This is a genomic window from Flavobacterium amylolyticum (genome assembly GCF_048284335.1).
GTDB lineage: Bacteria > Bacteroidota > Bacteroidia > Flavobacteriales > Flavobacteriaceae > Flavobacterium.
This window is the reverse complement of sequence record NZ_JBLVPG010000003.1, coordinates 395,041-414,144: the sequence shown is the minus strand read 5'-3', so window position 1 is coordinate 414,144 and position 19,104 is coordinate 395,041. Positions and strand designations below refer to the sequence as shown.

16 protein-coding genes are annotated in these 19,104 nt (G+C 34.8%); 11 read left to right on the top strand and 5 right to left on the bottom strand.

From position 1 onward, the window contains the following. Positions 1-18: 18 nt before the first annotated feature. The 5 genes from ACNQF9_RS12775 to ACNQF9_RS12755 all read right to left on the bottom strand — a co-directional run bounded on the left by ACNQF9_RS12775 (position 19) and on the right by ACNQF9_RS12755 (position 11,273). The gene (locus ACNQF9_RS12775; protein WP_417961110.1) at positions 19-1,467 is read right to left on the bottom strand and encodes a SusD/RagB family nutrient-binding outer membrane lipoprotein; all 1,449 of its coding nucleotides are present in this window, start codon (positions 1,465-1,467) and stop codon (positions 19-21) included. 4 nt (positions 1,468-1,471) lie between these two features. After that, positions 1,472-4,687, bottom strand: coding sequence for a SusC/RagA family TonB-linked outer membrane protein (locus tag ACNQF9_RS12770; protein WP_417961108.1), 3,216 nt, complete (start codon positions 4,685-4,687; stop codon positions 1,472-1,474). Between the two features lie 277 nt (positions 4,688-4,964). Continuing rightward, on the bottom strand, positions 4,965-6,416 hold the full coding sequence (locus ACNQF9_RS12765; protein WP_417961106.1) for a SusD/RagB family nutrient-binding outer membrane lipoprotein: 1,452 nt from the start codon (positions 6,414-6,416) through the stop codon (positions 4,965-4,967). 3 nt (positions 6,417-6,419) lie between these two features. Next, positions 6,420-9,677, bottom strand: coding sequence for a SusC/RagA family TonB-linked outer membrane protein (locus ACNQF9_RS12760; RefSeq protein ID WP_417990323.1), 3,258 nt, complete (start codon positions 9,675-9,677; stop codon positions 6,420-6,422). A gap of 84 nt (positions 9,678-9,761) precedes the next feature. After that, positions 9,762-11,273, bottom strand: coding sequence for a BamA/TamA family outer membrane protein (locus tag ACNQF9_RS12755; protein WP_417961102.1), 1,512 nt, complete (start codon positions 11,271-11,273; stop codon positions 9,762-9,764). Positions 11,274-11,648: 375 nt separating this feature from the next. On the opposite strand from ACNQF9_RS12755, the gene rpsL reads away from it, so the two are divergent. The 11 genes from rpsL (at position 11,649) to rpsC (ending at position 19,086) form a co-directional block, all read left to right on the top strand. Beyond that, a complete protein-coding gene (rpsL, locus tag ACNQF9_RS12750) occupies positions 11,649-12,032 on the top strand; it encodes a 30S ribosomal protein S12 (protein WP_007136570.1) in 384 nt (127 codons plus the stop codon). Positions 12,033-12,130: 98 nt separating this feature from the next. After that, a complete protein-coding gene (gene rpsG, locus ACNQF9_RS12745) occupies positions 12,131-12,607 on the top strand; it encodes a 30S ribosomal protein S7 (protein WP_035668130.1) in 477 nt (158 codons plus the stop codon). A 10-nt stretch (positions 12,608-12,617) separates the two neighbouring features. Continuing rightward, the gene (gene fusA / locus ACNQF9_RS12740) at positions 12,618-14,774 is read left to right on the top strand and encodes an elongation factor G (RefSeq protein ID WP_417961100.1); all 2,157 of its coding nucleotides are present in this window, start codon (positions 12,618-12,620) and stop codon (positions 14,772-14,774) included. A gap of 11 nt (positions 14,775-14,785) precedes the next feature. Next, entirely contained in the window at positions 14,786-15,091 is a 306-nt protein-coding gene (gene rpsJ / locus ACNQF9_RS12735) for a 30S ribosomal protein S10 (RefSeq protein WP_011963470.1), read from the top strand. 154 nt (positions 15,092-15,245) lie between these two features. Then, positions 15,246-15,863 (top strand): 50S ribosomal protein L3, encoded by a 618-nt coding sequence (rplC, locus tag ACNQF9_RS12730; RefSeq protein ID WP_417961098.1) that lies wholly within the window; start codon positions 15,246-15,248, stop codon positions 15,861-15,863. Next, the gene (rplD, locus tag ACNQF9_RS12725) at positions 15,863-16,492 is read left to right on the top strand and encodes a 50S ribosomal protein L4 (RefSeq protein WP_073018943.1); all 630 of its coding nucleotides are present in this window, start codon (positions 15,863-15,865) and stop codon (positions 16,490-16,492) included. Before rplC ends, rplD begins: the two co-directional genes overlap by 1 nt. 6 nt (positions 16,493-16,498) lie before the next feature. After that, positions 16,499-16,789: a 50S ribosomal protein L23 gene (rplW, locus tag ACNQF9_RS12720; RefSeq protein WP_073018945.1), complete on the top strand. Its 291-nt coding sequence runs from the start codon at positions 16,499-16,501 to the stop codon at positions 16,787-16,789. A 6-nt stretch (positions 16,790-16,795) separates the two neighbouring features. Further along, complete coding sequence (rplB, locus tag ACNQF9_RS12715) at positions 16,796-17,620, top strand: 50S ribosomal protein L2 (protein WP_417990322.1); 825 nt, start codon at positions 16,796-16,798, stop codon at positions 17,618-17,620. 6 nt (positions 17,621-17,626) lie between these two features. Beyond that, positions 17,627-17,905, top strand: coding sequence for a 30S ribosomal protein S19 (rpsS, locus tag ACNQF9_RS12710; RefSeq protein WP_007136562.1), 279 nt, complete (start codon positions 17,627-17,629; stop codon positions 17,903-17,905). A gap of 6 nt (positions 17,906-17,911) precedes the next feature. Further along, on the top strand, positions 17,912-18,325 hold the full coding sequence (gene rplV / locus ACNQF9_RS12705; protein ID WP_035668120.1) for a 50S ribosomal protein L22: 414 nt from the start codon (positions 17,912-17,914) through the stop codon (positions 18,323-18,325). Between the two features lie 2 nt (positions 18,326-18,327). Beyond that, positions 18,328-19,086 (top strand): 30S ribosomal protein S3, encoded by a 759-nt coding sequence (gene rpsC, locus ACNQF9_RS12700; protein ID WP_066081035.1) that lies wholly within the window; start codon positions 18,328-18,330, stop codon positions 19,084-19,086. Positions 19,087-19,104: the final 18 nt, after the last annotated feature.

Sequence of the window (19,104 nt, the reverse complement as noted above, 5' to 3'; positions counted from 1 at the left end):
AATAACAGAATTCTGAAATTAATTATGTACAGGCGTTTTCGTGATAATAGAAGGTAAAGGTTTCGGAGTATTTGGATTCGCATTGACTTCTACTTGAGGGTATAAGAAACGTTCTGGTGTTCCCGTATTACCCGTTTTTAATTGAATTTGAGCCAAATTATTGGATCTTCCAAAATCATTATAACTTTCATAATTAGCCATAAAATAAATGTATCTTTCTTGGAATATTTCTCTTAATAATGCATTTTGAGCAGTAAGAGTTCCGGAAGTATTCTCTATGCCTGTAGGAGCAAAATCAAGTGCTGTGTAAGGTGCGTAGCTAAATCCTTCGCCGTCATAGCCATCATTAGCTACCCCAATTGAATAACCGGTGTTTAGTAAAGTTCTATAATTATTATAGGAAACTAATCCAGTCACAAAGGATGTTCTTGCGTCAACTTCAGCAATTATTAGTAGCATTTCTCCATAGGTTACCATAGGTAATGGAGAGTCACTTCCGAATTTTCCGTTAGTTCCTCCATAATCTGAACCATAGATATTTAAGCCATATGGATCGAAGTATTCTTGATTGTATGTAAATGCATATCTTGCTGATTCATCAGTTTTTGCATTACCTCTATATAAAGACGAAGAAGGATCTAATATTCTAGCAGCATAACTGTCTCCAGACATATAATCATCTCTGTCGTAAACTAGGAAGGAATAGAATGGGTTAAAATTTTGAGCATATGAATTTCCAAATATAGCTTTGAAATCATCACTAGCAGTATTGATACCTAAAAGTGCATTTGCTTTAGCTTTTGCATAATCTTTTACGTGAATATAGTATCTGGCCTTTAGTGAATAGGCTAATCGCAACCATTTTGATGCATTTCCAGCGTAATAGATATCTTTTGCAGTAGGAATTCCCTTTCCTTTAGTTGAACTAAGATTAGTTATAGCGTTATCTAATAAAGTTTGGATATTACTATAAATAGCAGCTTGCGAATCGTATTTTGGGGTTAAATTATTTCCTGTAATGTCCAGTTCAGAATACGGGACGTCACCCCATAAGGCAGTTACGGTTCCTATACAATGTGCTTCTATTACCTGGGCGGCCCCTTTTAGTTTGGGATTCAATTCTTTGTCCGCTTTAGCTACAGTTATTTTTGCTTGAGTGATGCAATTTACATATGCATTATTCCAAGTGTCATCAAATGCAGATGCAGTGGTATTATTCCAGTTATTTAGAGCAATATATTGTCTGTTTTCTCCTTTAGCTTGGTTTAACCAAATCATTACTTCTCTGGTACTTGAACTGGTTTGAAAAAATTGATTGGCTAAAAGTACTCCTTGAAATAAGTTTGTAGCGTCACTATCAGACAAGTTATCTGGATCTACATTAATGTTGTCTACGTAATCAGTACAACTAAATATAGTTGTAATTAGTACGCATAGACTTGCTGTTTTTAAAAATATATTTTTCATTTTTTTAGAATTTTAAGTTTACGCTAAATAACAATGACTTAGAGTTTGGACTATTGAAATATTGTAATCCTCTTCCGTTTGAACCTCCTGTAAGATTAGTTTCCGGATCTTGGCCTAGGTCTTTTGCTTCTGTCCATAACCATAAATTTCTACCTGTTCCAGAGAAAGTAATACTTTCAACTCCTATTTTAGTGTCTTTAAATTTCAATAAATAAGATAAAGTTAATTCCCTCCATTTTACCCAAGATGCCGATTTGATAAATTGTTCAGAAACGGGACCAAAACCACCTCCAACACTCTGATACCAGGTTTGATCAAGGAAAACGGGTCCTGCTCCAAAATCACGGATATTTCCCCTTACTGTACCTATAGGTATAGTAGCCCCATTGTAGTTTACCAATGGAGTTGTTAAAGTAGACTCGTTTGCGGTTTCCCAAGTTCTACCAAAGTTGTTTAAGGCACCATTAGTTCCGTCCCATAATTCTCCTCCAATTGAAGCATCAAATAAGGTGCTCAATTTAAAGTTTTTGTATGATACTGAAGTTCCAATTGCTCCTCTCCAATTTGGGTTAGGATCTCCTATTACACCTTCAGATAAAGCAACTGTTGGGAAACCATTGGCGTCTAATATCATAGTTCCATTTGTGTCTCTGTCAAATTTCCCGCCCCAAAGCACACCAAGGGGTTGTCCTAATACGGCACGAGAAGAGGATCCTGTAAAACCATTTAAAAACAATGATTCAGTACCTTCTAGTTGTGTTACTTCATTCCTATTCATACTCCAGTTACCAAAAATATTCCATTTTACAGCTGAATTAGAAGACAGGATATTAGCATCAAAATCAATTTCAATTCCTTTGTTTTGGATTGTTGCAAAATTACCATACAGCGTGCTAAAAGTTGAACTACCATTCAAAGGAACGTCTACGAGTAAATCTTTAGTTTCATTTGTATAATAGGTTGCGTTTAATTTAATTCTATTAAAGAATTCTAAATCGGTACCAATTTCAAATTCTGTTTTTATTTCAGGTTTTAAGTTCGGATTTCCTCCTGTAGCAGATCTTTGAAAAGAACCGTTGTATACTCCTGAGTCATAAGCGGGTCCATATCCTTCAGCTCCAACAGCAGAGTTGAAATAAGTTATTCCTGCATATGGTCTTGGTATAGATGCTATTTGTCCAAATGTTAAACGAAGTTTTCCATCGGTAAGTACTTTGTTTTCTAAATTTTTTGTGAATTTATATCCAAATTCTGCTGTAGGATAAAAATAAACTTTCAAATTTGGGTCATAACTAGAAGAGGTTTCAAAACGTCCACCTAAAGTTAAGAATAGATAATCCTTATAATCAAAGGCTGCAGAAAAATAAGCACCACTAAGTTTTGAGTATGTTCTATCTAAAAATGTTGTTTTGTCATTAATCAGTGCGTTGTCGTATGAAAACGTATTGGTGTCAATTAAAAAGTTTTTGTATGTTCCGCCTCTTTGATCATATTTCGTTTCAGCAAAATTAATTCCAGCTAAGTAGTTAAGGCCTACATTGTCATTCACTTTTAAGTCTCCTAACGCCATAAAGTCCACATTGTATTGTTGGAAATCAGTAACACTTTCGCTAGCGCTACCATTTCCTGCATTTTCAGAGGAGTTCATTGGAAACATGGTAATTCTTTTGTCGCTATACCCATCTAAACCAACCCTTGCTAGTAAAGATAACCAGTCTTTAACCTCATGCTTTAATTCGAATCCTGCTATGTAGCGATCAACAGTATTTGGATTTTTTTGTATATCCGTTGTCCAAAGTGGATTGTTATAACTAGGATTTAAATCCGTGTCAAAAGTTCCCGTATCTTGTCGATAGGCTCTTTGGCTGTTAAATGATGGAACTCCAGTAGCACTAAAATTAGTCCCTATAAAATCCCTATTGTCAAAATCAGCAGGGGTTCTGTATAGTCCTAAATATAGCCCACTTAAATTAGAACCTGTTTGAATTCTATTCGAATTGGAAGACGAATAACCAAATTTACTTTTAAACGTAGTTTTGTCTCCAATTTTAGACTCACTTGTAAAATCTATACTTGTTCTTTCATAATCAGAATTTCTAACGATACCATCTTGTTTGGTACTTCCTACTCCTAGGTAAAAGTTAGTGTTCTCTCCACCACCACTAATTCCTATGTGATTGTCTATAGAAAATCCATCTCCAATAACTGAATCCATGTTGGAGTCATTAAAGTTGGCAGTACTTCTTTTACCACCTGAAGCTATTGGATAAATAGTATTTCCATTATTAGAAAGAAAAGAGCGTGCTGTAGTATTAAATACATCAAGTCCACCTGCTCTTGCAGAAATTTTGTCCCCAAAAGAGTTGGCATTGTTTCTCGTCCAAGCACCATTTGTACCTTGTCCAAAACGATCTTGAAGGCTCATTCGGATGTTAACTTTATCAAAAGAAACAGTTGAATTTACATTTACAGATATTTTCCCTTTTTTTCCTTTTTTAGTTTTAATAAGCACTACGCCATTGGCTGCTCTATATCCCCAGAGTGCTGCTGCAGAAGCACCTTTTAGTACTTCCACTGATTCTACATCATTTGGGTTGATATCGTTCATCCTACTTTGTTGTCCTACACCATCTACCGTACTTCCTATTTCGTCACTTGAAATCGGTATACCATCGATAACGAATAAAGGTTGTGTTGAACCAGTTATGGAATTTTGTCCTCTAATTTGGATATAAGCTCCAGATCCTGGATCACCAGAATTAGAAACAATACTGACACTAGATGCTTTAGCCGATAATCCTTTTAAAAGTGAGGTTTCACCAGAATTTGTTAAGGCAGTACCTTTTACTTTTGAGTAGGCAGATGCAGATTGATTTTTCTTTACTTCCACTCCTAAAGCATTGATAACAACACCTTCTAGTTCTACTGAATCATCTGCCATCTTTACATTCATCGTAGCTGAACTAGCTGTCATTTCTTGGGTTTTCATCCCAATGTAGCTGAAGATTAAAACTTGGGAAGAGGTTGCTTTGATAGAATATTTTCCGTCAAAATCAGTTTGTGTCCCAGATTTAGTCCCTTTTACTAATACACTCACACCTGGTAAAGGCATTCCTGCATTGTCAGAAACAACACCTGAAACAGATCTTTCTTGCGCAAAAGTTAATTGCACAATCAGTACTAAAAGAAGTACTAGGAATCCATTGAACTTTAGTTTCATTTTGTATAATTTTTGATTAGTTGTATCAAAAATCATAATTAATTGTTAATATTCCTAATGTTTCAGTAATTATTACTTAATGTTTAAACTTTTAACATAATTTTTTTTAAATAAAACTGTATTTCTAATTTAAACTTCTATTCAAATTAAATATTTTTAATACTATCTCAATTAAAAATGGATAAAAAAAAACAGTAGTAAACTTTTGTTTACTACTGTCTGTATTTTTAAGAATCTATCTCAATTTTTTAAGTACTGAGAAGTGATTTAATGATAATTAGAATTTATCCCAGAAGATTTTTGATGTTAATTTATCTCCACCTGTAACGGTTGCAGCAGCAGCATTTAAATTGGTTGCATTAACTGTTGCTTCACCAGCAGGATAAGTTAATCTTGTAGGAACAGATTTTATATCGTTGTAAGTTGTTGCTGGAACTACTAATACTGGAAAATCTAATCTTCTCCATGAATTCCATGCTTCAAAGCCTCTGTTGTATAAAGCAATCCATGCTTGCTCTCCAATACTTTTTTTCCAAGCTGCAGTTGATGTGCCGTTATACGGATTAGCTATTAAATAAGCTGTAGCATCAGTAGAGGTGACACCCCAGCTATTCATAGAAGCTGAAACAGCGTTATTGTAATGCGCTGCGGCTACTCCAGCGGCAGCAATACCTCTTGCAGCTGCTTCTGCTAACAAAAATTCTTGTTCACTGTATGCAAGTATAGTTCCTGGGAATGTTGGTGCTAAAAGCGTATTGTTCACTGTAGAAAAGTTAGTATAGCTATTAGATGATCCGTATATTCCTCCTTTATATATAGTTGTACCTGGAGCAAATGTGAAATATTTAGCTCTTCTAGGATCAGATAATGCTTCTAATTTATTAACAAAAGTATCGGCAATAACAAAATCTTTTCTTCCACTTGCAACTAAATCAACAAATAATGGATTTGCATTAGGTTGCGCTCCTAAATAAACCAAATTAGCATCATCACTATTACTTATCATAACTCCAGCATTAATAGCAGCTGTAGCTTGTGTAGATGCATAAGTAGCATCTACATCAGACATGTTTACAGCAAGTCTTAATCTTAGCGTATTTGCAAATTTTTTCCATTTTGAAGTATTACCTCCATATATTAGATCTGCAGAACCAAAGCTACCTTCTGAGGTGTTTAATAAAGCCTGAGCAGCAGTTAATCTAACAATAAGATCTTTGTATATAGTTTGTGCATCATCGTACTTAGGTAATGGATGCCCTTCTATGTCTAGAGCTTCTGTGTACGGAACATTTCCAAAACTATCTACTAGCACACTAAAAGTGTAAGCATTCATAATTTCAATGATAGCTTTTTTATTGGCTAAAACAGCTCCTTCACTTGGTCCAGCAGTAACAACCTTATTAAGTAGTACAGTCGACTCTTTAAAATCTCTTAGTACATCTCTATATAATGCTGTAAAGTGAGTATCAGGAATAGGTCTGGTAGTCAAATTATACTGACTTTCGTCTGGATAAGTAGTCTCTGTCCATTGTTGAACTAACATTCTGAAAACATTTCTGTTTACAGAAGCGTTTACCATTTGGTCTACTAAAGCCTTTTGTGCATTTGTAAATAAATACTCGGGTTTAGCAGTTGTTGGATTTTTCGTGTCTGTATTTAGACCAGTTATATCATCAGTACATGATACGGTTAGTGCTAAAAACGTGAATAATAAAACTATTTTTTTCATGATTTAAAATTTAAATGTTACGTTAACACCAACGTTTCTTGTTGTTGGTAATGAACCTACGGAGTATCCAGAAGATGAAGCATTTGCACTTAATCCACTTTCAGGGTCAGCGTATGGAAGGTTTTTGTCTATTATCCACAAATTTGAACCTACAATACTAAACTTCATTTCTTGAAGATTCATTCTTGTAACTAGAGTAGTTGGTAATGAATAAGTAATATTTACTTCTCTTAACTTGATGAACGAAGCATCATATACGAAAGCTTTGTTTGGAGCTCTTCTATATCCTGATACGTTACCGTACTGGTCCGGAGAAGGAGTGCGTGTAGTATTTATAGAACCATCTGCTTTCACACCTGGTAAGATAACCCCACCACCATTGGCAATCGTATTTCTAATCGGGTTGCCCAGTTCGTTATTACCTGCGGTAACATCATATAAACCTGTAGCTAAACCATAAGATTGGTCAAGCGAGAAAATATCGCCTCCTTTTTTCATGTCGATTAAGAATCCAAATGATAAGTTTTTGTAAGTAAACTTATTACGGATTCCACCTAACCAATCAGGATTTACATCTCCAATAACATTGTTTGCAGATGCATTTAAGACATATCTACCATTTGCACCTACAATTCTTTCTCCGTTTAAATAAGTGAAGTCAGTTCCTTTAAGTACACCATATGGTTGTCCAATAGAAGCATTTAGAGTTACCCCACCTTGGAAAATGTTCAATCTTAAATTTTCAATCCCTTCAGCTAACTTAGTAACCTCATTTTTATTTTTAGACCAGTTTACAAAAACATCCCAAGCGAAATCTTTTGTCTTAATTGGAGTAGCATTAAATTGAACCTCTAAACCTTTGTTCTCTACAGTAGCTGCATTAATATATCTTGCACTATTACCCGTTGCAGTAGAAAAAGGTACTTGAAAAGCTTCTCCGTTATTTACGTTTTTGTACGCACTTACTTCAAATCCAACTCTTCTGTTTAAAAATTGCATTTCTAAACCAATTTCTTGAGTATTAGTTTTTACTGCTTGTAAGTTTGGATTGTTTTTGGTTCCAGAAACAGAATATTGTTGATTAGATCCAAAAGGGTCATTCTTAACATAGGTATCTACTAAAGATAAATTTGGAGTACCTAATGGGCTTTCAGAATATCCAGCTCTAATTTTACCAAAACTTAACCATGGTTGGTTAATATGGTTGGTAAATACATAACTCCCAGAAGCAGAATAACTCCAAATTGCATTTTTTCCAGCAGGTAAGCTCGAAAATGCGTCTCTTCTGGCCGTTGCATCTACGAAAAAGTAATCTTTGTATCCTAAAGAAGCCGATCCATAATAACTATTAATTCCTTGATTAACTTCTGATTCTAAAGGAAAAGGAACAGTTTGAACTGAATTTGATAAGCTGAATAAGTCTGGTACAATTAAGCCACCTTGAGTAGAGTTTAAAGTTGATATAACCCTAGTTCTTACTGCTGTACCTCCAGCTAAACCACTAAAACTAATGCTTTCAGAAATATCTTTTTTAAAGGTTAAAATGAAATCATAATTTTGTTCAGAAAAAGATCTTTGGTATTTTTGATATCCAGAAGTTTCATCCAATCTATTTATGCCAAAAAGACCAGCAATAGATCCAAATGCTCTTCTTTCTTCACGTAATTCACTATATGAATCAGTTGATATCTTCGCTGTTGCAGTTAACCAATCAGCAACTTTATAATCCAATTTCGAGTACCCGATAAAACGGTTTCTTTCATCAGATTGAAAGTTTTTGTTTCTTATAAAATAAGGATTATCCCAGTATATCTGTCTTAAGTCAGAAGGGTCAGTATAATTCCAATTGATATTTTGTCCTCCAGATCTTTCGTACACTTGTTTTAATTCTTGAACGTCAACGTTAGTCTGCCACCACTGACGAAAATTTGACATAATATTTTCATTATATCCAGTTGAATTTCTACCTACTGTGTTTTGAGCATTGTAATTTGCAAAAACACTAGCAGTTAATTTATCAGTAAATTGATGATTAATTTTAGCACTTACGCTATTTTTTTTCATTGAACTGTTTGGAAGGATACCTGTTTGTTTTGAATTAGTGTAATTTAATACAAAATTTGTTTTATCATTACCATCTTCAATAGAAACGGAGTTGTTAAAAGAAGTACCTGTTTCAAAGAATGTCGTTGGGTCATTCTTAGCAGCTGTCCATGGAGTAGCCTTTTGATAATTGTCAGACCAAGGAGTAAATGCATTCCAGTTATAAACCATTAAATTAGGGTCAAATGCAGCGCCATAAGATGCATCTTCTGAAGTAGGTACAACTAAGTCTTCTACACCATCTCCATTTACATCTCTAGATAAGAAAAAACCTGAAGCATCTTCATAAAAAGGACCATAACCTGCTCCATATTTATCTTGGTATTTAACAAATGTAGATTTGTCAATAGTACTTCCGACAAACTCAGAAGATACGGTTATACCCATTCCTTTTTTTGCTCTACCTTTTTTAGTAGTGATCATTACTACACCATTACCACCTAAGTAACCATACAATGCAGATGCTGCCGCACCTTTTAGAATATTTACACTTTCAATATCTTCAGGATTGATGTCCATTGCGGTATTACCATAATCATATGTCCCACCTGCTCCACCTGCTTGGTTTCCTGTACCACCAGTTACTAAAGAGTTGTTGATAGGCATTCCGTCAATTACAATAAGCATTTCATTGCTACCTGTTAAACTTTTAACCCCTCTAGATACAATACTAGATGAACCACCAAAATTATTGTTTCTTTTGATGTTAACACCTGCTACTTTTCCAGAAAGTTCATTAATAAAGTTTCCACTTCCTGCTCCTGAATTTAAGTCCTCGGCTTTTACCTCTTGAGTAGCATACCCTAGAGATTTTTTTTCTCTTTTAATCCCTAAAGCCGTTACAACAACACCTTCAAGTTCTAAAGCATCACCTGCTAATTTAACACTTACAGTTGATGAACTAGCTGCTATTTCTTTGGTTTTCATACCAATGTAGCTAAATACCAAGACTTGGCTTGGAGTTGCTCGGATAGAATATTTTCCGTCAAAATCAGTTTGAGTTCCAGTTTGAGTTCCTTTAACTAACACACTCACACCTGGTAAAGGCAGTCCTGCATTGTCAGAAACAACTCCTGTAACAGCTCTTTCTTGCGCAAAGGTAATCTGCGCCACAAGTACTACTAATAGTACTAAGAATCCATTAAACTTTAGTTTCATTTTTTAATATTTTGAATTAGTTTCGCAAACTTCTTAATAATTTGTTAACTTTCCTAATATATAAAACGCTATTTTATAGTCGATTTAAAATTTAACATTGTAGCTTATGTGGATAATAGTATTGTAAATCTCAAATTGTTGTTTTTTTGTGTTGCCGTTTGCTACCGCTAGTTTTAACAGCCCATTTTTAGTCTGCAATCCTATTCCTAATCCTACACCTATTAAGTTAACCGTCGTGTCAGCTTTTTCTACTCCACTTTTGTGTTTAAATAAACAATAATCTAGAATCGAGTGCATGTACAGATCAGGAGAGAGAGAGTAGCGGTATTCCGTGAGTATTGAAGTTGTAAAATAGGCTTGAAGGCTATTTTCAGTAAAACCTCTTATGCTATTGAAGCCTCCAAAACGAAATAATTCATTGGTAACATAAGTTTTACTTTTTAAATAATAATTTTGGCTATTTATGTTAATCGAATTTTTTTTATTTAAATAAAAATTATGCATTGCATCTATGGTAACTGCTAGCTGATTGTTTTTTGAGTCTGAACTTATCTTGTTAATAATTCTTTTGCCTATTCCTAAAGAAGCGAAAATTTTTGTTTTTATTGGAAAAGTATAATTAATTGGATCTGATTTTGAGTGCTCAAAACTGGATGTTAAGAAGGAATTGTTGAAATCGCTCAGAGAAGTACTGTTTTGATTTTGAATGTCACTAGATGTTGTTGCTTGGTATCCCAAATAGAATCGAGTATTATAATTTGAAAAATAGCTCAAATCAATAGCAGTTTTTGTGTTTTGAAAAGTAGTGTCTTGTCTGAAAAGATGCAGTTGGGCTTTTAGACCTATTGGACTTTTTAATAAATATGGAAGTTCAAGACTTGTTTTAAATATTTTCTGGTCATTCCCATCGCTTTTCCATTGTATCAAAAACTGTTCGCCAGTGCCTAAAATATTTTCTAACTTTAGGTTTAAATATCCTGTTAGTGCTATTTTCTCTTTTTCATTAGTATAAAACCCTATAAAACCGTCAAAGGTATTTGCGTTTCTCTTTTCCAAGTATACGTATACTTTCGTGGTGTCTCTAGTGAATAAAATTTCAGGATATTTTATTTGAGTGACAAATCCGAATTTTTCAAAATCATTATGAATTTGATCTACAATTTTTTGATTAAAAATAGTGTTTTTGTATTTTCTGTTAATTTGTGCTAAATGGCCAAGAGGGAATTTATTTGACTTGGGGTTTTTTGCGTAATTTATTATAATAGAATTTAATATTCTTTTTTTGTCTGATTCTAATTGTAAATCAGCGTAAATTACGGTGTTCATTCTTTTAATGTTTGTTAGCTTCAATCGTGATAATGCAAATCCGTTTTGCTCTAATCTTTGTATGGTTTGTTTTAAAAAAGAATCAATTTCTGAATAAGGCAGTACTAAAGTGTCTTTTTTATTGTCTAAGTCTAACAAGTCGTCAAATAAATTATTCCTACCTATATATATATGTATTGATTTTATTTTTCTTCCAAGTGTAAAAGAGGTCACATAGGTAGAATCATTTTTTTTAATGAAGTCAAATGTGGTATTGTCAATGTATCCCATTTGGGATAGTTTGTTTGTTATTTTGTTAATCTCTTCGGTAATTGATTTTGTGTTTTTGTGTTCGGTATTGTATTTTAGAGAATCTATCGTTTTTGTTTCTATTGTACTACTTCCAGTTAGTAATAACTTGAAATTTTGCGCAGAACAAGTAAGGCAAAAAAATAAAAACAATATTAAAATAATAGAAGATTTCAAAAAGGTAAATTTTTTAATAAATGTAACGCAAATATCTATCGTTTTGAATAAAAATCAAATGATAAAATAATCTTATTGAAAATTAATAGATTAACGTTTGTAGAGTAAAAAATATTTTCTACATTTGCAACCCCGTAAAAAGCGGGAATTTAATATAATAAGAAATTTTTAGTATTAATTATGCCAACAATTCAACAATTAGTAAGAACAGGAAGAACTCAGATAACTAAGAAGAGTAAATCGGTTGCTTTAGATTCTTGTCCTCAAAGAAGAGGGGTTTGTACGCGTGTTTACACTACAACACCAAAAAAACCAAACTCTGCAATGCGTAAAGTAGCGCGTGTACGTTTGACAAATGGTAATGAAGTGAATGCTTACATCCCTGGTGAAGGACACAATTTACAAGAGCACTCGATAGTATTAGTTAGGGGTGGAAGGGTAAAAGATTTACCAGGAGTTAGATATCACATCGTTCGTGGTGCACTTGATACGTCAGGAGTAGCAGGAAGAACGCAAAGAAGATCTAAGTACGGAGCTAAACGCCCAAAAGAAGCAAAAAAGTAATTAATTAGTCCAATAGTCAAAAATCGAAAGTTGAATGTGTTTTTGCGCATTATAACTTTATGATTTTTTGGTAGTAAGACTTTTTTAAAAAAAAAGACATGAGAAAAAGAGCGGCAAAGAAAAGACCACTTTTACCAGATCCAAGGTTTAATGACCAACTGGTAACACGTTTTGTGAACAACTTAATGTGGGATGGAAAAAAATCGACAGCGTTTAAAGTATTTTATGATGCAATTGACATCATTGAGTCTAAAAAACAAGATGCAGAGAAGCCATCATTAGAAATTTGGAAAGATGCTTTAACTAACGTTATGCCTCACGTAGAAGTACGTAGTCGTAGAGTAGGTGGAGCGACGTTTCAAATTCCAATGCAAATTCGTCCAGACAGAAAGATCTCTATGGCAATGAAGTGGTTGATACTTTATTCTAGAAGAAGAAATGAAAAGTCTATGGCTCAAAGGTTAGCGTCAGAATGTTTAGCTGCGGCTAAAGAAGAAGGTGCTGCTGTTAAAAAGAGAATGGATACTCACAAAATGGCAGAAGCTAATAAAGCATTCTCTCACTTTAGATTTTAATTCATAAGAAATGGCTAGAGATTTAAAATATACAAGAAACATAGGAATTGCTGCTCACATTGATGCTGGTAAAACAACAACAACGGAGCGTATATTATTCTATACTGGAAAGTCACATAAGATAGGTGAAGTACATGATGGTGCTGCAACTATGGACTGGATGGCACAAGAGCAAGAAAGAGGTATTACAATTACGTCTGCAGCTACAACTTGTGAATGGAATTTCCCAACTGAACAAGGTAAGGTTTTACCGGATACATTACCGTATCACTTTAATATTATTGATACCCCAGGACACGTTGACTTTACTGTTGAAGTAAATCGTTCTTTACGTGTACTTGATGGGTTGGTTTTCTTATTTAGTGCTGTTGATGGTGTTGAGCCACAATCAGAAACGAACTGGAGACTAGCGGATCAATATAGAGTGCCACGTATCGGTTTTGTCAATAAAATGGACCGTCAAGGTTCTAACTTTTTGATGGTTTGTCAGCAAGTTAGAGATATGTTGAAATCTAATGCGGTTGCTATTACTTTGCCAATTGGTGAAGAAAACGACTTCAAAGGTGTAGTTGATTTAGTGAAAAATCAAGCTATTGTATGGCATGAAGAAGGACTTGGTGCTACATATGACATCGTGCCTATTCCTGAGGATATGATTGCGGAAGTGAAAGAATACAGGTCAATTCTTATTGAAGCAGTAGCTGATTATGATGAGACTTTGTTGGAAAAATTCATGGAAGATGAAGACTCTATTACAGAGGAAGAAATCAACATTGCATTAAGAGCTGCTACTATGGATATGGCTATCATTCCGATGATTGCTGGTTCTTCTTTCAAAAACAAGGGAGTTCAATTCATGTTAGATGCAGTATGTAAATATTTGCCATCTCCAATGGATAAAGAAGGTATCGAAGGGATTCATCCTGATGATGCTGATTTATTAGAGGAGGATCAAACTAAAATTTTGCGTAAGCCAGATGTTAAAGAGCCATTCGCTGCTTTGGCATTTAAAATCGCTACTGACCCATTCGTAGGTCGTTTAGCTTTCTTCCGTGCTTATTCAGGACGTTTAGATGCAGGTTCTTATGTATTGAACACACGTTCAGGAAACAAAGAAAGAATTTCTCGTATCTACCAAATGCATGCAAACAAGCAAAACCCAATCGATTATATCGAGGCAGGTGATATTGGAGCGGCTGTTGGATTTAAAGATATTAAAACTGGAGATACATTGTGTGATGAAAAACACCCAATTATCTTAGAAAGTATGAAATTTCCAGCTCCGGTTATTGGTATTGCAATTGAGCCTAAAACTAAAGCAGATGTAGATAAAATGGGTATGGCTTTGGCTAAATTAGCAGAAGAAGATCCAACATTTACTGTTAGAACAGATGAGGCGTCAGGTCAAACTATTATATCAGGTATGGGTGAGCTTCACTTAGATATCCTTGTTGATAGAATGAAACGTGAATTTAAAGTTGAAGTGAACCAAGGGGAGCCTCAAGTTGAATATAAAGAAGCATTTACTAAATCTGCACAACACAGAGAAACGTACAAAAAACAATCAGGTGGTCGTGGTAAATTCGGTGATATCGTATTTAGAATCGAACCAGCGGATTTAGTTGACGGTAAAGCTCCGGTTGGATTGCAGTTTATTAATGCAGTAAAAGGAGGTAACGTTCCTAAAGAATATATCCCTTCAGTTGAAAAAGGTTTCAGAGAAGCTATGAAAACAGGTCCTTTAGCAGGATACCAAGTAGATAGTTTGAAAGTAACTTTATTAGACGGATCTTTTCACCCTGTCGATTCAGATGCGCTTTCTTTTGAGTTAGCTGCAAGAATGGGTTACAGAGAGTCAGGTCGTGCTGCAGGTGCTGTTATTCTTGAGCCTATCATGAAAATGGAAGTTATTACACCAGAAGAAAACATGGGAGATATCGTAGGTGATATCAACCGTCGTAGAGGTCAGGTTAATGACATGGGTGATAGAAATGGTGCTAAAACTATCAAAGCCGATGTGCCATTATCAGAAATGTTTGGTTATGTTACTACTTTGAGAACTTTGTCTTCAGGTCGTGCAACATCAACAATGGAATTTTCACATTACGCTGAAACTCCTTCGAATATTTCGGAAGCAGTTATCAAAAAAGCAAAAGGAAACGCTTAATCTTTAAGAAAATGAGTCAAAAAATCAGAATAAAATTAAAATCTTACGATCACATGTTGGTAGACAAGTCTGCTGAGAAGATTGTAAAAACTGTAAAAAGTACAGGTGCGGTAGTAACAGGACCAATTCCATTACCAACTCACAAAAAACTTTTCACTGTACTGCGTTCTCCACACGTTAACAAAAAAGCGAGAGAGCAATTTGAAGTAATGTCATACAAGAGATTAATTGACATTTATTCATCTTCATCTAAAACTATTGATGCATTAATGAAACTTGAATTACCAAGTGGAGTTGAAGTTGAAATCAAAGTTTAAGTAGTTTAAGAGTAAAAAAGGACGCTGTTTTTAATCGAAAATTATTTTTTTGGTTTGTGTGTAAATAAGTTATACATTTGCACCCACTAAAAAAATAGGATTCGGTTAAAAGCTGCGTTCTATATTTATATTTAATAATTAATAATTAATAATTATGTCTGGGTTAATTGGTAAAAAAATCGGCATGACTAGCATTTTCGACGAGAACGGGAAAAATATTCCTTGTACAGTAATCGAAGCTGGACCATGCGTTGTTACCCAAGTCAGAACCAAAGGTGTTGACGGGTATGAAGCGTTGCAACTTGGTTTCGATGACAAAAACGAGAAACATTCCACAAAAGCGGCTTTAGGTCACTTTAAAAAAGCGGGAACTGTAGCTAAGAAAAAAGTCGTTGAATTCCAAGATTTCGCAACTGAACAAAAATTAGGAGATCTTATCGATGTTTCTATTTTTGCTGAAGGAGAATTTGTAGATGTACAAGGTGTATCTAAAGGTAAAGGTTTTCAAGGGGTTGTTAAACGTCACGGTTTTGGTGGTGTTGGACAAGCAACTCACGGTCAACACAACCGTTTAAGAGCGCCAGGTTCTGTAGGAGCTTCATCATATCCATCTAGAGTATTCAAAGGAATGCGTATGGCTGGACGTATGGGAGGAGACAATGTAAAAGTTCAAAACCTTAGAGTTTTAAAAGTAGTGGCTGAAAAGAACCTACTTGTTATTAAAGGATGTATTCCTGGATGTAACAACTCTTATGTAATCATTCAGAAGTAATGGAAGCAAAAGTATTAGATTTCAACGGAAAAGATACTGGAAGAAAAGTTCAACTTTCTGATTCAGTATTTGGTATAGAACCAAACAATCACGCAGTATACCTTGATGTTAAGCAATATCTTGCTAATCAACGACAAGGAACGCACAAAGCTAAAGAAAGAGCTGAAGTAGCGGGAAGTACACGTAAGATTAAAAAACAAAAAGGAACTGGTACTGCTCGTGCGGGTAGTGCAAAGAATCCATTGTTTAAAGGTGGTGGAACAGTTTTTGGACCAAGACCAAGAAGTTATTCATTTAAATTGAATAAAAGCTTGAAACGTTTGGCTAGAAAATCTGCTTTCTCAATAAAAGCTAAAGAAGCGAATATTATCGTTCTTGAAGATTTTAATTTTGAAACGCCAAACACTAAAAATTTCATCAACGTTTTGAAAGCTTTAGAGTTAGAGAATAAAAAATCCCTGTTTGTGTTGGGTGATACGAATAAAAATGTATATTTGTCGTCACGCAATTTAAAAGGCTCTAGTGTTGTAAGTAGCTTAGAATTAAGTACTTATGCTATATTAAACGCTAATAACTTAGTGCTTTTAGAGAGTTCTTTAGAGATAATTGAAGAAAATTTAAGTAAATAATAGGATATGAGCATCATAATTAAGCCTATAGTAACAGAAAAAGTAACCAAAGAAAGTGAAGTTTTAAACCGCTTCGGATTCGTAGTTGACAAAAAAGCAAATAAAGTACAAATTAAGAAGGCTATTGAAGCTGCTTATGGAGTAACTATTTTGAGTGTTAATACGATGAACGTAAGACCGGATAGAACTACAAAATACACTAAAAGTGGTTTAATCAGTGGAAAGACTAATGCAATTAAAAAGGCAATTGTTCAAGTACAAGAAGGACAAACAATTGATTTTTACAACAATATCTAAGATAAAATGTCAGTAAGAAAATTAAAACCTATTACCCCAGGTCAGCGATTTAGAGTTGTGAATGGTTATGACGCCATTACAACTGATAAGCCGGAACGCTCTTTGATAGCGCCGATAAAAAACTCTGGTGGTAGAAATAGTCAAGGAAAGATGACCATGCGTTATACGGGTGGTGGTCACAAGCAGAGATATCGTATTATTGATTTCAAACGTACAAAAGAAGGAATTCCAGCTACAGTGAAATCAATCGAATATGATCCAAATCGTACTGCTTTTATCGCTTTGTTAGCGTATGCTGATGGAGAGAAAACGTATGTTATTGCTCAAAACGGATTGAAAGTAGGTCAGAAACTTGTTTCTGGTTCAGAATCTCAGCCTGAAATTGGTAATACTTTACCTTTAAGTAGAATTCCATTAGGAACTGTTATTTCTTGTATCGAATTGAGGCCAGGACAAGGGGCTGTAATTGCTCGTTCTGCTGGAACATTTGCTCAATTAATGGCAAGAGATGGAAAGTATGCTACAATTAAAATGCCTTCTGGTGAAACAAGATTGATCTTGTTGACTTGTTCGGCTACAATTGGAGCGGTTTCTAATTCAGATCACCAATTAGTTGTATCAGGAAAAGCTGGTAGAACTAGATGGTTAGGAAGAAGACCTAGAACAAGACCTGTTGCAATGAACCCTGTCGATCACCCAATGGGTGGTGGTGAAGGACGTTCTTCTGGTGGACATCCACGTTCAAGAAATGGAATACCAGCTAAAGGTTATAGAACTCGTTCTAAGAAAAACCCGAGTAACAAGTATATCGTAGAACGTAGAAAGAAATAATAAGATATGGCACGTTCATTAAAAAAAGGACCTTTCGTTCATTATAAGTTAGACAAGAAAGTTCAAGAAAACATTGCAGGTGGAAATAAAGGAGTGGTAAAGACTTGGTCTAGAGCTTCTATGATTACTCCAGACTTTGTTGGGCAAACTATCGCAGTTCATAACGGTCGTCAATTTGTACCAGTTTACGTAACAGAAAACATGGTAGGTCACAAATTAGGAGAATTTTCACCAACGAGATCTTTTAGAGGTCATGCTGGAGCAAAAAATAAAGGTAAAAAATAAGAAGCAATGGGAGTTCGTAAAAGAGAAACAGCAGATGCAAGAAAAGAGGCTAACAAGTCATTGGCTTTTGCAAAGTTAAATAACTGCCCTACTTCACCTAGAAAAATGCGCTTAGTAGCAGATCTAGTAAGAGGTCAGAAGGTAGAAAGAGCACTTAACATCTTAAGATTTAGTTCTAAAGAAGCTTCAAGAAAATTAGAGAAATTGGTTTTATCTGTTATTGCCAACTGGCAAGCAAAAAACCCAGAAGCTAATATGGAAGAAGCAGGGTTATTTGTTAAGGAAATCCGTGTTGATGGTGGAATGATGTTGAAAAGACTTCGTCCAGCTCCACAAGGTAGAGCACACAGAATTAGAAAACGTTCTAACCACGTAACAATCGTGCTAGGGGCTATCAATAACACACAAAGCAATTCTTAAGCATGGGACAAAAGACAAATCCAATTGGAAATAGACTTGGTATCATCAGAGGATGGGACTCAAACTGGTATGGTGGAAATGATTACGGTGATAAACTTGCCGAAGATTATAAAATCAGAAAGTATATCCATGCTCGTTTATCAAAAGCTAGTGTATCAAAAGTAATCATCGAGAGAACTTTGAAACTTGTAACCGTTACTATCACTACTGCTAGACCTGGTATCATTATCGGAAAAGGTGGACAAGAGGTAGACAAGTTGAAAGAAGAACTTAAGAAAATTACTGACAAAGAGGTTCAAATCAACATCTTTGAAATAAAAAGACCTGAACTTGACGCGTATCTAGTTGCTACAAGCATCTGTCGTCAAATCGAAAGCAGAATTTCTTACAGACGTGCAATCAAAATGGCTATTGCTGCTTCTATGCGTATGAACGCAGAAGGTATCAAAGTTTTGATTTCTGGTCGTTTGAATGGTGCTGAGATGGCTCGTTCAGAAGGTTTCAAAGAAGGTAGAATTCCTCTATCAACTTTCAGAGCTGATATTGATTATGCGCTTGCTGAAGCTCATACTACTTATGGTAGAATGGGAATCAAAGTGTGGATCATGAAAGGTGAAGTTTATGGAAAGAGAGATCTTTCTCCGCTTGCTGGAATGGACAAAAAACAATCTGGTGCTGGTGGTAAAGGTGGTGATTCTCCAAGAGGAGACAGAAAACCTTTTAATAAAGGTGGAAAACCAGACGCTCGTAAACGAAAGTAAATTTTTAAACTAAAGAAA